Origin of the sequence: Rhodococcus sp. ACPA4 (assembly GCF_002300185.1) — a bacterium.
Classification (GTDB): domain Bacteria; phylum Actinomycetota; class Actinomycetes; order Mycobacteriales; family Mycobacteriaceae; genus Rhodococcus_F; species Rhodococcus_F globerula.
Map to the genome: position 1 here is coordinate 404,478 of NZ_NSDY01000001.1, position 15,415 is coordinate 419,892.

At 61.8% G+C, this 15,415-nt stretch carries 12 protein-coding genes; 7 read left to right on the forward strand and 5 right to left on the reverse strand.

The window, feature by feature from the left end; all coding sequences use genetic code 11:
• The first annotated feature begins 118 nt into the window (after positions 1–118).
• The 5 genes from dxr (at position 119) to CJ178_RS01930 (ending at position 6,577) form a co-directional block, all read left to right on the forward strand.
• Positions 119–1,276: a 1-deoxy-D-xylulose-5-phosphate reductoisomerase gene (gene dxr / locus CJ178_RS01910; RefSeq protein ID WP_095885990.1), complete on the forward strand. Its 1,158-nt coding sequence runs from the start codon at positions 119–121 to the stop codon at positions 1,274–1,276.
• Positions 1,277–1,283: 7 nt separating this feature from the next.
• Complete coding sequence (locus CJ178_RS01915; RefSeq protein WP_033236515.1) at positions 1,284–2,504, forward strand: M50 family metallopeptidase; 1,221 nt, start codon at positions 1,284–1,286, stop codon at positions 2,502–2,504.
• A gap of 89 nt (positions 2,505–2,593) precedes the next feature.
• Positions 2,594–3,751: a flavodoxin-dependent (E)-4-hydroxy-3-methylbut-2-enyl-diphosphate synthase gene (ispG, locus tag CJ178_RS01920; protein ID WP_092808598.1), complete on the forward strand. Its 1,158-nt coding sequence runs from the start codon at positions 2,594–2,596 to the stop codon at positions 3,749–3,751.
• Between the two features lie 126 nt (positions 3,752–3,877).
• The gene (locus CJ178_RS01925) at positions 3,878–4,714 is read left to right on the forward strand and encodes a GNAT family N-acetyltransferase (RefSeq protein ID WP_033236513.1); all 837 of its coding nucleotides are present in this window, start codon (positions 3,878–3,880) and stop codon (positions 4,712–4,714) included.
• A 48-nt stretch (positions 4,715–4,762) separates the two neighbouring features.
• Complete coding sequence (locus CJ178_RS01930) at positions 4,763–6,577, forward strand: penicillin-binding transpeptidase domain-containing protein (RefSeq protein ID WP_095885991.1); 1,815 nt, start codon at positions 4,763–4,765, stop codon at positions 6,575–6,577.
• Positions 6,578–6,580: 3 nt separating this feature from the next.
• Here the strand turns inward: CJ178_RS01930 and CJ178_RS01935 are convergent, their stop codons facing one another.
• Positions 6,581–7,978, reverse strand: a complete 1,398-nt coding sequence (locus CJ178_RS01935; RefSeq protein WP_045067932.1) for an APC family permease — start codon at positions 7,976–7,978, stop codon at positions 6,581–6,583.
• 68 nt (positions 7,979–8,046) lie between these two features.
• Positions 8,047–8,859 carry a LuxR C-terminal-related transcriptional regulator gene (locus CJ178_RS01940; RefSeq protein WP_045067230.1) on the reverse strand — a complete coding sequence of 271 codons (813 nt, stop codon included), beginning with the start codon at positions 8,857–8,859 and terminating at the stop codon, positions 8,047–8,049.
• A 176-nt stretch (positions 8,860–9,035) separates the two neighbouring features.
• Here CJ178_RS01940 and CJ178_RS01945 point away from each other — a divergent pair, with 176 nt between their 5' ends.
• The gene (locus tag CJ178_RS01945; protein WP_095887786.1) at positions 9,036–10,658 is read left to right on the forward strand and encodes an AMP-binding protein; all 1,623 of its coding nucleotides are present in this window, start codon (positions 9,036–9,038) and stop codon (positions 10,656–10,658) included.
• Positions 10,659–10,714: 56 nt separating this feature from the next.
• On the opposite strand, the gene CJ178_RS01950 is transcribed toward CJ178_RS01945, so the two are convergent.
• The 3 genes from CJ178_RS01950 to CJ178_RS01960 form a co-directional block, all read right to left on the reverse strand.
• On the reverse strand, positions 10,715–11,842 hold the full coding sequence (locus CJ178_RS01950) for a TIGR03364 family FAD-dependent oxidoreductase (protein WP_095885992.1): 1,128 nt from the start codon (positions 11,840–11,842) through the stop codon (positions 10,715–10,717).
• 77 nt (positions 11,843–11,919) lie between these two features.
• Entirely contained in the window at positions 11,920–13,488 is a 1,569-nt protein-coding gene (locus tag CJ178_RS01955) for a sensor histidine kinase (protein WP_095885993.1), read from the reverse strand.
• A gap of 130 nt (positions 13,489–13,618) precedes the next feature.
• Positions 13,619–14,323 carry a response regulator gene (locus tag CJ178_RS01960; protein ID WP_045067232.1) on the reverse strand — a complete coding sequence of 235 codons (705 nt, stop codon included), beginning with the start codon at positions 14,321–14,323 and terminating at the stop codon, positions 13,619–13,621.
• A gap of 420 nt (positions 14,324–14,743) precedes the next feature.
• Between CJ178_RS01960 and CJ178_RS01965 the strand changes: the two genes are divergently transcribed.
• Positions 14,744–15,397 (forward strand): DUF6875 domain-containing protein, encoded by a 654-nt coding sequence (locus CJ178_RS01965; protein WP_095885994.1) that lies wholly within the window; start codon positions 14,744–14,746, stop codon positions 15,395–15,397.
• The last annotated feature ends 18 nt before the right edge of the window (positions 15,398–15,415 follow it).

Here is a 15,415-nt window from a genome sequence, read left to right on the forward strand (position 1 = left end):
TCGATCCTCCTGCTCAATAGGTTGCACTACTGCTCAATATGGTGACATACGACCGACCGTCGTACGTAGTGGGGCGTCGATAAGGTTGTTCTCAGGTGTTATCGGCAACAATGGATGCGTGCAGGAAACCACACCCACCCGCGTCCTTCTCCTCGGCAGCACCGGTTCCATCGGTACGCAGGCCTTGGAAGTCATCGCAGCCAACCCCGAACGGTTCGAGGTGGTCGGCTTGGCTGCGGGTGGCAACAACGTCGAGTTGTTGTCCGAGCAGATCAGGGCGACTGGTGTTACCGAGGTTGCGGTGGCGAATCCGGACGCCGCCGCCGCGCTCGACGGCGTAACTGCTCGATCGGGGCCGTCGGCCGCGGCGGAACTGGTTCGCGCCAGTGGAGCCGACGTTGTCCTCAACGCGTTGGTGGGATCACTAGGTCTGGAACCGACGCTGGCCGCTTTGGAGTCTGGCGCGCGACTGGCGCTGGCCAACAAAGAATCGCTGGTTGCCGGCGGCGCATTGGTGACCAAGGCCGCCGCGCCCGGTCAGATCGTTCCGGTGGACTCCGAACATTCGGCACTGGCACAGTGCCTTCGCGGTGGCACCGCAGACGAGGTGTCTCGCCTGATTCTCACCGCATCCGGTGGTCCGTTCCGTGGATGGAGTGCCGATGCTCTTGAATCCGTGACACCCGAGCAGGCCGGTGCCCATCCCACGTGGTCGATGGGCCCGATGAACACACTCAACTCGGCGACGTTGGTGAACAAGGGGCTCGAATTGATCGAGACCAACCTTCTGTTCGGGATCGACTACGACCGCATCGACGTCACTGTCCATCCGCAGTCGATCGTGCACTCGATGGTCACGTTCTTCGACGGCTCCACCTTGGCGCAGGCCAGCCCGCCGGACATGAAACTCCCCATTGCGCTGGCACTGGGGTGGCCCGATCGGATTTCCGGTGCGGCATCGGCGTGCGATTTCACGAAGGCATCCACGTGGGAGTTCGAACCCCTCGACGAGACGGTCTTTCCCGCAGTCGCGTTGGCTCGTAGCGCGGGCAAGGCGGGCGGCTGTTTCACCGCGATCTACAACGCCGCCAACGAAGTTGCCGCGCAGGCATTTCTCGACGGCGTCATCACGTTCCCCACAATCGTCCGGACAGTGTCGGCAGTTCTCGACGACGCGTCGGAGTGGTCCGCAGAACCGACTACCGTAGACGACGTTCTGGCCGCAGACGGCTGGGCACGTACACGCGCGCGTCAGCTCGTGAAGCAGGAGGGCTAGAGCTTCCATGGTTTTTGCATTGGGCGTCATCCTGTTCGCCCTCGGAATCGGCGTGTCCATCGCCCTGCACGAAGCCGGCCACATGTGGACGGCAAAGGCGCTGGGCATGAAGGTCCGCCGCTACTACATCGGCTTCGGTCCCAAGATCTTCTCCTTCCGTCGGGGTGAGACGGAGTACGGCCTCAAGGCCTTGCCGCTCGGCGGTTTCTGCGACATCGCCGGAATGACGGCGCTCGACGAGATGACGCCAGAAGAAGAGCCGCACGCCATGTACAAGAAAGCGGCGTGGAAGCGCGTCGTTGTCATGTCCGGCGGTATCGCGATGAACTTCATTCTCGGCCTGTTGCTGATCTACGGATTGCTCCTCGGCTGGGGCACGCAATCCACGGATCCTGCTCCGGCTGTTGTCGAGAAGCTCTCATGTGTCGCACCGACGCAGTACGGCCAGGACCAGAGCTGGGCGTTGGCGCCGTGTGAGGGAACCGGCCCTGCCGAAGCTGCCGGACTTGCCCCTGGTGATCGCATAACCGCGGTCGACGGAACACCGGTCGAGACGTTCAAGGAAGTGTCAACCGCAATCCGGGATACCTCCGGCACGGTGGATCTCACCGTCGAACGTGACGGCCAGATACTTCAGATTCCGGTTGCCGTGACCTCTGCCGAACGTTATGTCACGGGCGCAGGTAAGACGACGCCTGAGCTCACCAAGGTCGGGGCCGTCGGGATTGTCGGAGTCGAGCAGGCACGGGAGAGCTACAACGTGTTCACGGCCGTTCCGGCGGCCTTCGACTACACCGGCACGATCATGGTCGAGTCGGTGAAGGCGCTGGCAGATATTCCGTCCAAGGTCGGTGCGCTGTGGGAGTCGGTTACCGGTGGTGAGCGGGCGCAGGACACACCGATCAGTGTCGTGGGAGCGAGCGTGATCGGTGGTGAAGCTGCGGACCGCGCTGAGTGGCCGACATTTGTCCTGCTTCTCGCGTCGATCAACTTCTTCCTCGGCGTTTTCAATATCCTCCCGTTGCTGCCACTCGACGGTGGACACATCGCGGTGGTTTTCTACGAGAAGATTCGCGACTGGTTCCGGGCCCGGCGCGGACTTATTGCCGGGGGACCGGTCGACTACACCAAGCTTCTCCCGATCACTTACGTCTTCATCGTGATCGGTGGCGCGTTCATGTTGCTGACACTCACAGCTGACATCGTCAATCCGATCAAGATTTTCTAAGGCTGTGTGATCAGCGCAATCGTTTCGAGGCGCTCGCACAACCACGGCCCGGCTAAACTTGCAGTGAAGCTATGAAAGTAGGCACAGACGTGACCACCCCCATCGGTTTGGGAATGCCCTCCGCACCCGCAGCGATTCTCGCTCCGCGACGCAAGACCCGTCAGTTGAAGGTCGGCAACGTGGGTGTGGGTAGCGATTTCCCCATCTCGGTGCAGTCGATGTGCACCACGAAGACGCACGACATCAATGCGACGCTGCAGCAGATCGCCGAACTGACCGCTTCCGGTTGTGACATCGTGCGCGTTGCCTGTCCACGCCAGGAAGACGCGGACGCTCTGGCGACCATCGCGAAGAAGAGTCAGATTCCGGTCATCGCGGATATTCATTTCCAGCCGCGCTACATCTTTGCCGCCATCGACGCCGGATGCGCCGCCGTCCGCGTCAACCCCGGCAACATCAAGGAATTCGACGGCCGTGTCAAAGAGGTAGCCAAGGCTGCCGGTGACGCGGGAATCCCGATTCGTATCGGCGTCAACGCAGGCTCGTTGGATCCTCGATTGATGGCGAAGTACGGCAAGGCCACTCCGGAAGCACTCGTCGAATCCGCGCTGTGGGAAGCCGGACTGTTCGAGGAACACGGTTTCGGTGACATCAAGATCTCCGTCAAGCACAACGACCCCGTTGTGATGGTCGAGGCTTACCGTCAACTCGCTGCAAAATGCGACTACCCGCTGCATCTCGGTGTTACGGAAGCCGGTCCGGCATTCCAGGGCACCATCAAGTCCGCAGTGGCGTTCGGCGCTTTGCTGGCAGAAGGTATCGGCGACACCATTCGTGTGTCACTGTCCGCGCCGCCGGCTGAGGAAATCAAGGTCGGCAACCAGATCCTTCAGTCCTTGAACCTGCGTCCGCGCAAGCTCGAAATCGTGTCGTGCCCGTCCTGCGGACGTGCACAGGTCGACGTCTACACGTTGGCCGATCAGGTGTCTGCTGGTCTCGAAGGCATGGAGATCCCGTTGCGCGTGGCCGTGATGGGCTGCGTTGTCAACGGACCAGGAGAAGCCCGCGAAGCCGATCTCGGAGTGGCGTCCGGCAATGGCAAGGGCCAGATTTTCGTGAAGGGTGAGGTCATCAAAACGGTGCCCGAAGCCATGATCGTCGAGACTCTCATCGAGGAGGCTATGAAGATCGCGGAAGCCATGGAAGGTGAATCTCCCGACGGCGCACCGGTTGTCACGGTGAGCTGATGAACCTGTCGACACTGTGAGTTGAGCAATAGCCGGATGAAACCTTCCCGCAAGTTCCCGGTTCGTGGCAATCTGGGTGCACAAGTCTGCACGGCGCGGGCGCACTGAGAGCGGAGGGGTCAATCAATGCTGAAACTCCTCGGAGCCAAGCCGGTCGGGGGCCGCGATCTCGACGACGTTCGTCGTGTCCTCGACGCCGACCCCATTGCGTCGTGCATGATCGCTTCACGCGTCGAGGAATGCGGCGTTGATCCTCGCATGATCCACGGCGAACTGTGGAGCCGCGGCGGCCCGTCGTCGTCGTTGTGTTTTGCCGGCGCCAATCTTGTGCCTCTTCGCGGAGACATCGACAGCATCCGTGCGTTCGCGGATCGGGCGTGCCGGATTCCGCGAATGTGTTCGTCGGTGGTCGGCCGGGCCGAATTGGCCTTGCCGCTGTGGGAGATGCTCGAGTTGGATTGGGGGAGCGCGCGGGAGGTGCGGGCCGAACAACCTTTGCTCGCGGTGTCCGAACCACTTTCATGTTTGTCCGATCCGTTGGTCCGGCAGGTCCGGCCCGACGAACTCGACATCTATCTACCCGCTGCCGTCGCCATGTTCATCGAAGAAGTGGGCATCGATCCCCGGACGAACGACGGCGGACGTGGATACCGTCATCGTGTCGCGAGCTTGATCGCGTCGGGCCGAGCGTGGGCAAGAATCGACGACGGCCAGGTTGTCTTCAAGGCCGAGGTGGGTTCCGTGTCGTCACGGTGCGGTCAGATCCAAGGGGTGTGGGTCAATCCCGAATTCCGTGGTCGTGGATACGGAGTGACGGGGACGGCCGCAGTCGCCGAATCGATCATGGCAACCGGCAGGGTCGCGAGTCTGTACGTCAACAGCTTCAACACGGTGGCACGGTCCACGTACGCGCGGGTCGGGTTCCGGCAGGTCGCAACATTTGCGACCGTTCTCCTCGATTGAGTCGTGCCTCCGCTGCGTCGAGTTTGTGTCGACTTAGTATGGGGTCCGATGAACACTCGGACTTTCACGCGTAGCCGCTCCGCCCAAATCCTGGCGTCCTGCACTGCTGTTTTGCTGGCGATGGGGGTTAGCTCATGCACTCCGAAGCCGGCGGGGCCGGAACCTGTGGCTCAGCAGTTCTTGAGTGCGTTTGCAGACCGGGATATCGAGGAAGCAGCAGGGTTGACGGATCGACCTGACGCGGCCGGGGCTGTGCTGAGCGATACGTGGGACGAGTTGCAGGCCGAGTCGATGACGGCGGAGACCACCAAGGTCAAGATCGACGGCGATACCGCGACGGTCGGCTACACCTACGTCTGGCACCTCCCGAAGGAGCGTGTCTGGACGTACGACGGTGAAATGCAGATGGGCCGCAAGGACGGAGGCTGGTCCGTCCGTTGGAGTTCCACCGACGTCCACCCGAAACTCGGTGACAAGCAGACCATGTCGTTGCGGTCGAAACCGGCGCCCCGGGCTCGCGTCAACGAGCATTCGGGAACCGATGTTCTGGTTCCGGGAATCGTGTACCGGGTCAAGTTCGATCGCTCGAAGAGTTCCGACGTCGTCGGTGCGGCAAACGCCTTGGCCGCGACCTTGGCTCAGTTCGATTCCACGCTGTCGGGCCAGTCGATCGCAGAGTCGTCGACGGCTGTGAAGGGTGACTACCTGGTCACTCGTTTGCGTAGTGATGACTACGAGCGGGTAGCGGCGCAGTTGGCCGGGATTTCCGGGGTGAGCGTCTCCGATGAATCGGATCTGGTGTCCACCGATCCGGAGTTTGCACCGGACCTGCTGGGGCAGATAAAGAAGACGATCATCGACGAGGTAGACGGCAAGGCCGGGTGGAGTGTCGTCACGGTCAACCAGAACGGCGTCGATACCGATATCTTGACGGAGACTGCGCCGCAACCGGTTCCGTCGTTCACCATCAGTCTCGACCGCAATATTCAGATCGCCGCGCAACGTGCCGTCAATGTGAATGCGGATCAGGCGATGATGGTGGTGATCGAGGCTTCCACCGGCGCGATCCTGGCGGTAGCCCAGAACAAGGCGGCGGACCGCGACGGTCCGGTCGCGACGACGGGCCTGTACCCGCCCGGTTCCACGTTCAAGATCGTGACTGCGGGTGCCGCAATTTCCGGTGGGCAAGCGAGCCCGGAGACGATGGTACCGTGCCCCGGTCGCATCGAGATCGGTCAGCGAAGTGTCCCGAACTACAACGAGTTCTCACTCGGGACGGTACCGATGGCAACGGCGTTCGCCCGTTCGTGCAACACAAGTTTCGCGAAACTGGCCAGTGAGATGGAACCCGATGCATTGACCACTGCGGCAGCGCAGTTCGGTATCGGCCCCGATTACAACATCGTGGGATTGCCGACCGATTCCGGTTCGGTCCCGCCCGCGCCGGATCTGGTGCAGCGCACCGAGGACGGCTTCGGGCAGGGCTTGGTGGTCGTGAGTCCGTTCGGTATGGCATTGGCTGCAGCGACGGTGGCCCACGGGTCCACACCGGTGCCGCAACTGATTTCGGGTCGGGAAACCGTCATCGACGGTGACCGCACGCCCATCAGTCCGGAGATGGTCGACGGTTTGCGCGGCATGATGCGCTTGGTGGTTACCAGTGGTACGGCTGAGCGCGTCGAGGATCAGGGTGAGGTGTACGGCAAGACCGGTGAGGCCGAGGTCGACGGCGGCTCGCATGCATGGTTCGTCGGGTATCGGGGTGACTTGGCTTTTGCGACTTTGGTTGTGCGCGGCGGAAGTTCGGACAATGCCGTCGGCGTAACGCGGGACATGTTCGCAGCTCTCCCGGAAGGTTACTGACCTTCAGCGTTCTGCGAGATGCTCCGGGTCGATCTCGGGGCCGCCTCGCCCGGATCGCTTGTTCACGGCGTAGGTGACGAGCCAGAGAACTGCTCCGATCCCGAGGAGAATCCCGGCGATCTGATATTGCACGACGGGACGGTCGGCGATAGGTGTGACCAGTAGGCCCGAGGTGATGGCGCCGAGGATCGGAAAGATTGTCGGAACCCGGAAGTGCTTGTGTTCCACGGGATGTCTGCGGAGCACCAGAACTGCGATGTTGACGATGGTGAAGACGCACAGCAGCAGTAGTGCGGTGGTTCCGCCCAGTTCCGGAACCTCGCCGACAAAGGTGATCAACCCGAATGCGACAAGCGTCGTGAAGATGATGGCGACATAGGGTGTGCGCCTGGTGCGGTGGACTTTGCCGAACGCCGACGGAAGTATGCCTTCGCGACTGATTCCGTACAGGAGTCGCGATGCCATCAGCATGTTGATCAGTGCCGTGTTTGCCACGGCGAACATCGTGATGAACGCGAAGATGCCAATGGGGAATCCGGGTGCCCCGGCCTGGACCACTTTGAGGAGTGGGGTGTCACCTTCGCCGAGCTCGCTCGGGCTTACCAAGGCAATTGCGGTGATGGAGACCAATATGTAGATGATTCCGGTGATCACCAGTCCGGTGAGGAGAACCTTCGGGAAGATCCGGGTCGGTTCCTTGCATTCTTCGGCCATGTTCACCGAGTCCTCGAAACCGACCATCGCGAAGAACGCGAGCGCGGTGCCGGCGATCACCGCGGAGAGGGTGCTGCGATCGCCGGTGTCGAATGTGGTGACTCGCGCGAAATCGCCGTCGCCGACGCCGAGTGCCCACAGACCGATCATGATGATGATCAACAGTCCGGACAATTCGATGCAGGTCAGCACTACGTTTGTCTTGACGCTTTCGCTGACACCGCGGAAGTTGACGATCGCCACTACCGCCATGAAGGCGATACCCAACAGCGTGATACCTATTCCGGTGGTGAAGTCGAGGTCGAATGCCTCGACAAAATTGGCTGCGAATGCCCGCGATGCGGTGGACGCGGATGTGATCCCGGAGCACATGACGGCAAAGGCAACCATGTACGTCAGGAAGTGGATGCCGAATGCTTTGTGTGTATACAGTGCTGCGCCTGCGGCTTTGGGATACTTGGTCACCAGTTCGAGGTAGCTGAACGCGGTGATCATCGCGATCACGAACGCGACGAGGAACGGTACCCAGACTGCGCCGCCTACCTGATTGGCGACCTTTCCGGTGAGTGCGTAGATACCAGTGCCCAGGATGTCTCCGACGATGAACAGGAGAAGCAGGCCGGGGCCCATGACGCGTTTGAGGCTCGGTTGTTCCGAGGATTGCCTGTTGTCCATGGTTTCCGACATCAGCGTCACCCTTCGTTGCGAGCGCTCTCGGCCATCCAGCCGTACATGCTCCTGGGCTGCGCCCAGTTTTACGGCAGTATGCCCAATCGTCGTGCCGTCACTACTGCTTCGTGGCGCGAGCTTGCGTCGAGCTTGCCCATTGCGCTTCTCAGGTAGCTCTTGACGGTTTCCGCGCTGACTGAGAGACGCTGTGCTGCTTCGATGTTGGTACATCCAAGGGCGACCTGTGAGAGGACGTCGATTTCGCGTGGCGTCAGGGTCACGGCCGAGGCCATGTCGCGGTCAGCGGGGCTAAGGATCGATGCGAGACGTTGCGAGAGTCCGCGGAGTTTGATCTGCAGATCGGTATCCGTGACGCTGTTTGCGACACTGCGCAGTTCGGCGTGCACGTCGCGGATCTCTTCGGTGGACATGCCGTCGCTGCTTGCGGCGGACGCGGCTTGCAGGAGCTGGAGGCGGCGGTCGACTTCGTCGCGGATCGCGAATTCCATCCCCAGTCGACGGGAGGCGGACACCATGACGTCGCCGGCGCGGTCGCCGAGTGGGGCGCTCTCGCGGATTGCGGCATACAGCACAGCCCGAGATTTGCCGGCAACCATGACCGGAACGGCAATGATGGAGTGCAATCCCTCGCTCAGCACCGGTCGATCGAAGTGATGAGTGATGGACTGGGAGTTGCCGTAGTCGTGAACCAGGATCGGTGCTCGCTGCGCGACGGCGCGGCCACCCATGCCGGAGCGCGGCGGGATGGCGAGGCCCTTGAGGTTGTTGGTGCGCGTGCCGACAAATTCGGTGAGGTGCAGGGTCTCGTCCTGTACTTCACCGCCGAACAGCACGGGAACAACGCCCTGAGCGGCGATCGAACGGAGTTCGCTCCGCATGGCGTCCCCGTCTCGGGGGCGTAGAAGTGACGATGAACTTCGGGTCACGCCGCACCCCTTTCCGGGGGTAGTGAAGTTTCCTTGTGAGCTTGATCATAAGTGGTGGACACTGCGTATGACGAGTCGGTGATCAAACCCGCCGACCCACAATACGACCATGAAAAAGGAGCATGTTGATGAGCACCGATCCCACGGCGCGGGTGCGTGAGCTTTTGGATCAGTACGACACCCCCGAGGCCAGCGCCGCAGAACTGCTCTGCGACCGGCACCCCGCGGACGGCGTTGCCTTCACCGTTGTCGAGGCAGACCTTAGCTCAGTGGACCTCACGTACGGGTACCTACGTGAGCAGTCCGCCCGGTTTGCCGCGGCACTGTCGGACCTCGGAGTCGAACCGGGTGACCACGTCGCGACGCTCATGGGCAAGTCCGCCGATCTGGTGGTCGCGCTGCTCGGTATCTGGCGCCGCGGCGCAGTTCACGTGCCGTTGTTCACCGCGTTTGCCGCTCCGGCAATTGCGTTCCGCTTGACTGCCAGCGGCGCGAAGGTCGTCATTTCCGACGCGAATCAGCTGGAGAAGTTGGCACCGGGTGAAGACATTCCCGCCGACGCCCCGTGGCGGATCATCGTTGCGGGTGGCGCTGTCGGCGACGAGTTGGACTTCGGCACCCTGGTCGCGGCGCAGGACGCCGAGGATCCGAAGGGCGCTGCTCAGGCTGTCGGCGGCAACGGCCCGATGGTGCAGTTGTTCACGAGTGGCACCACGGGAACGCCCAAGGGCGTGCCGGTTCCGGTGCGTGCGCTGGCGTCGTTCCACGCGTATCAGGAGTTCGGTCTCGACGTCCGCGGCGACGACGTGTTCTGGAACGCCGCTGATCCGGGCTGGGCGTACGGCCTGTACTACGCGTTGCTCGGACCGTTGGCCGCAGGCACTCGAAGCCTGCTACTGCACGCCGGTTTCTCCGCGCCGTTGACGTGGCAGATCATCGAGAAGTTCGGTGTCACCAATTTTGCCGCAGCACCGACGGTGTACCGCAGCCTGCGTGCTGACAAGACACCTGTCCCCGCCGGTATCTCCCTACGGCGCGCGTCGTCCGCAGGTGAGCCGCTGACGCCGGATGTTGTTGCGTGGTCCAAGGATTCGCTGGGCGTCGAGGTTCGGGATCACTACGGGCAGACCGAGCACGGCATGTTCATCGTCAACGCGTGGGCCGACGGTCTGCGTGAGGACGTACGCCCCGGTTCGATGGGTCTGCCATTGCCGGGCTGGTCCACCGCTGTGCTGGAAGACAATTCCGACGACATTGCTCCGGCCGGGACACCGGGCCGGGTGGCGATCGATACCCACAACAGTCCACTCATGTGGTTCACCGGGTACGTCGACGCACCGGAGAAGACGAAGCAGCGCTTCACCGAAGACGGACGCTGGTACATCACCGGCGACGCGGGCATGACGGACGAGGAGGGTTTCTACTTCTTCTCCTCGCGTGACGACGACGTCATCATCATGGCGGGCTACCGCATCGGCCCCTTCGACGTGGAAAGCGTGCTGGTCATGCACGAGCACGTCATCGAGGCTGCGGTTGTGGGTATGCCGGACGAGTTGCGCGGAGAAGTTCTCGAGGCGTTTGTCGTTCTGCGCGAAGGCGTCGATGGTGACGACGATTTGGAGAAGGAACTGCAGACCCTGGTGAAGAAGAAGTTTGCCGCTCACGCCTACCCGCGTACGGTGCACTTCGTTCCGAGCCTGCCCAAGACTCCGAGTGGCAAGGTCCAGCGGTACATCTTACGTAAGGGGTAATCCCACTGTGCGCCTTTGTTAACCGCGGGCGGTTGACAAAGGCGCACAGCAGGTTTTCAGAGTCCGAGTTGATCAGCAGTTTGTTCGGCCAGGGCAGGGCCGAGCGTCATTCCGCGCCCGCCGGGACCGGCAACCACCCAGATGTTGTCGGCAGCTTGCGCGCGGTGAACCAGCTGTCTGGGATCGAGGCATTGGCTGTACACGCCGGCCCAACGCTTGACGATCGGTGGAAGATCGCGTCCGAGAAGGGTTTCCACGACGCCGGACAGGTGACGATATGGCTCCTCGTCCACGTCGAAGTTGAAGGGCTCCTCGTACTCGTGGGTGTCGCCGATCGTGAGCCCGCCGTGCAGGCGCTGGACGCACAGGAGTTGCATGCGGTGCTGTTCGGCAGTCGGCTCTTGAGGCTGGACTTTGTGGAGGGTATCCAGTGCGGGTCCCGCAAAGCCGGGGTAGTACCGGAAGCTGTCACCGTCGGCGATTGCGGTGGTGAGCTTTTCGCCGAGCGGCGCTGTCTGCATCATCTGCAGGCGCACTCGGCGAAGGGGAAGGTCTCCGGCCAGGTCGCGGGCCAACCCGCCCAATGTGGCTCCGGGGCAGACGATTACCAGGTCTGCGTCGTAGCTGCGTCCGTGGTCGTCGCGAATGTGAACGCCGGATTCGGTGGTGGTGATCTCGCGGGCTTCCGTGCCGGCGTGGAATGTGTATCTTCCGGTGGCGCCGAGGTAGCCGCGGATTGCCGGGAGCGCTTGGCGCGATTCAACGGCTGCGTCGAGAGTGCAGTGCAAGCCGCCGAGGAACTTGCCTTGGAGTGCGGGGTTGATGACGCGAACTGCGTCGGCGTCGAGAAGCGAAAAGCCGCGGTTCTCGGCGTCTTCTCGCCCAAACGCTTCCTCGGCTACCGCAACTTCCTCCTCCGTGCGCATCAGGGTGATGGAGCCGGCCGCGCGGTATCCGATTCCCGGGACGCGAACGGCTAGATCGGCCCATAGTTCTCGCGATCGGAGAGTGGCCTCGAGTTCGTGAGGCGCTCGCCCGGATACCCAGACCAATCCGAAGTTTCGTACCGTTGCACCACGGGCTTCGGGTTCACGTTCGAGATGGATGACGTCGTGTCCGCGGCGGATGGCCTCGTCGGCGTGCGTCGTTCCGAGTATCCCGCCACCGACAATCAAAATTTGCATGAAGCGATCATGACCTTTGGTCTAGACCAGCAAGGATCATCGAAACGAACAACAGGTTAACGATTGGTATAGACCAGTCACGGGGCGTCCATCGGTATGTCGGCAAGAAGTGCGGTACCGCTGCCGGCTCGAGAAATGATTTCCAACTGGCCGCCGAGGGCCTCGACGCGATCCCTGATTCCGGTCAGTCCGGACCCTTTGGCGGGGTCGGCACCTCCGGACCCGTCGTCGCGGACCGAGAGTTCGAGGTGGGTGCCGGTTGTTCTGGCCTGCAGGTGCACCCCCGACGCGCGGGCATGTTTAGCTGCGTTTGTCAGGGCTTCCGCTGCGACGTAGTACGCCGCTACTTCCGTGGATTCCGGCACTCGCGGGTCGAGGTGCAGATCCAGATCGACGGGAATCGCGGAGCGGCGGGCAAGGGCTTTCAGTGCTGGGCCGAGACCTCCCTTGGACCGGATTGCAGGATAGATTCCGCGTGAGATTTCTCGGAGATCGGCGGAGACATCGTTGAGTCCTGCCACGATGTCGGAGATCTGTTCCTTGAGCGCGGCCGGTTCGGTATCCGCCGACGCTTCAGCGGACCGGAGCGCGAGTCCAAGCGAGACGAGGCGCTGTTGTGCACCGTCGTGCAGATCGCGTTCGAGTCTGTGCCGTGCGTCGTCGGCGGCGGCGACGATCCGGGCGCGCGACGCGGTCAGTTGTGTGTGGGCTTGAGCGTTGGCGATTGCGGTTGCCAACAGATCAGTGAAGTCGCCGACGCGTGCTTCGGTGTCTGGCGGCAGGGGATCGGGGCCGGTTGACCCGACCACCGCCGCGCCCCACAGGTTGCCGTCGACGACGATCGGCACGCCGACCTCCGAGTTCTGCGCCGAGTCGATCCGAGCGCAGTGGCCGGAACGGAAGACTCGTGCCGCAATACTTTCGCCGTCGACGGGGTGGGGTGCGCCCCGCGCAGACCCACCGACCGGTTCTGTGTTGGAGGCCACCAACATGGACATACCGTCAGGACTGAAGCAATACAAACCGGTCGATCGATTGCCCAGTATTCGGGTCAATTCCGCTGCGACGGAAGCGCATACGTCCGACGGGGAAGTGCCGTGCGCAATCAGGGTCGCAACGCGTCGGAGTGCGGCCTGTTGCTCTACGAGAGCCCTGAGCTCCGCATGGCTCGCTTCGATCATCTGTTGGGCCACGCGGCGCTCCGTCACGTCGCGGCCGGCCGCATAGAGCGAATCGCGCGCCGGGACGGTGTTCCATTCGATCCATCGCGCGGAGCCGTCTTGGCAGACGAGTCGGGATTCGAATTGTGCAACTGGAAGACCTCGGGCCAGATCGTCGAGAGCCTCGATGGTTCGTGCTCTGTCGGCAGGATGGACAAGATCCAGGAAGGGTCGCTTCAACATTTCCTGTGACGTGTACCCGAGTGCCTTCTCGAACGCCGGGTTCACTCGCTTGCAGAAACCGTCGATGCCGCCGATGCAGAGCAGATCGGACGAAAGATCGAAGAACTTCTCGAGATCGTCGACGCCGACCGCGGATGCGTGATCGCTCGATTTGCGATCACGAGTCGAGCGCAGCAACTCCGTCAGGCGGCCCAACAATCCGACCGTCTCACCCGGGGCGATTCTCGTCCGAAAAATATCCATGAGTAACCCGTTGCGACAAAAATTGCCGCGGCCATACCGCCCAGCGCTGACGAGGCATCGGTTTCCTGCTTCAGTCTACGGCGACGGCAGGTGACTAAGCCATCGCGCGTGCGCTTGGAGACTCGAGCAGTCAGCATGCTTGGAGGTAGGTGACAACAGCGAGTACTCGGCGGTGGTTTTCACCGGTCTCGGTGAGTTCCAGTTTGGTGAGAATGCTGCGGACGTGTTTCTCGACGGTGCCCGGCGTGACACACAGCCTGTGGGCGATACCCACGTTCGAACGTCCTTCAGCCATCAATGCCAGCACTTCTCGTTCGCGCGTGCTGAGGGCGGCAAGTGGGTCGTTGCGTCGGCGAGCCGTCACCAACTCCCGAACCAAGGCAGGGTCGATAACTGCCGCGCCCTTGGCGATTCGCTGGAGGGTCTCGACAAAATCGTCCACGTCGGTGATGCGGCTCTTGAGCAGGTAGCCAATCCCTTGACCGCTTGCGAGCAACTCCATTGCCTGCTCGACGTCGGCGTGCGCCGACAGGACCAGAATGCCGGTTTCCGGGAGTTCGTCGCGGATCACCTTGGCCGCGTCGAGTCCTTCGGTCGTATGAGTCGGTGGCATTCGGATGTCGACCACCACAAGATCCGGCGACATTTCCCGGACCGAATCCAGCAATTGCTCCGCATCGCCGGCCTGACCCACAACGTCGACGCCCGAGCGGGTCAGCAGGCTTGCGAGACCTTCGCGGAGTAGGACGTCGTCCTCGGCCAGCACCACCCGGACTGCGCTGCGGCCGTTGCTGTCTCTATCTCGATGTGGTGCAACGAAACTGAAATCTGTCATCGTCGACTCCGAGACTCCCGGTCCATGACTGGGTGTTCACCCAAACGTCGCCGGGCCGATCAACTTCGAGCCTACCGAGTTGCGGTCTGCAGGTATACGCGAGGACAGCGATGTTGCTCCGGGGCGACTCGGTGATGGCATTGAAGGTAGCGGGAATGGCGGCAGTGGGGGCAGTCGGTAGCGCAGATGGGCGTCAGCGGTGACGACATCGGTACGTGTGCCGACGATTCTGGGAGTCAGAAGTAATTTCGGGAGGCAACATGACCACATTGCAAGGAGCACCTGTGCCGTCAGCGCACTACCGACAGGCGTGACGGTCGTGGTCGGAAGATTGGTCTCTCGTGATCGCGACGTTCTTCCTCAGGAGGCACAGTTTCGTTATCGACAAGCGGAGCCTCGCCAGTGATAAGGATTGCGACAATGACGAATCGAATGGCGTATCAACGGATTGTAGGTACCAGATCGCACATAGAATTCCTCAATATCTTGGACGAGGAAGAATTCGATAGTCCGGATCGGACTATGGGAATTCTTCGAAACTGGGCACGCCAGTATCTCACTGAGCCACACCAGGATTTGGGGCGAGCAGGTCCGGTGTGCCCATTTACCGGTCCATCGCTGGAACGACGCCTTTTCTGGGCAGGAATCGTCCAAGGTGACAACATAGATTTTTCCTTGATGACAAAGATCGCGCAGGACATGGCCGACATATTTCCGGAGCTGAGTCCCAGTGACGGGAAAGATGCAATATTCAAGGCGATTCTGGCGATATTTCCGGATCTGACTGATTTCTCGATCATTGATGCGGTTCAGTCGTATGGAAAGTCCACTTTCATCAACAAAGGCCTGATGCTGGGACAGTTCTATCCAGGGTGTACCAGGCCCGGTTTATGGAACGACGACTTCAAACCACTGGATGCACCGCTTCCGATGCTGGCGGTGAGGCACATGGTCAGCACGGACTACCCGTTCCTGACCGAACGTTCCGAATGGATGGCTGCGTATTTGAAGCGGTTTGCGCCAACTGTTCCGCCGCCTGCCCGCGCCTACATCGTCTCGAAACTGGAGTCTTAGCACGACGCGCTGGAGTTC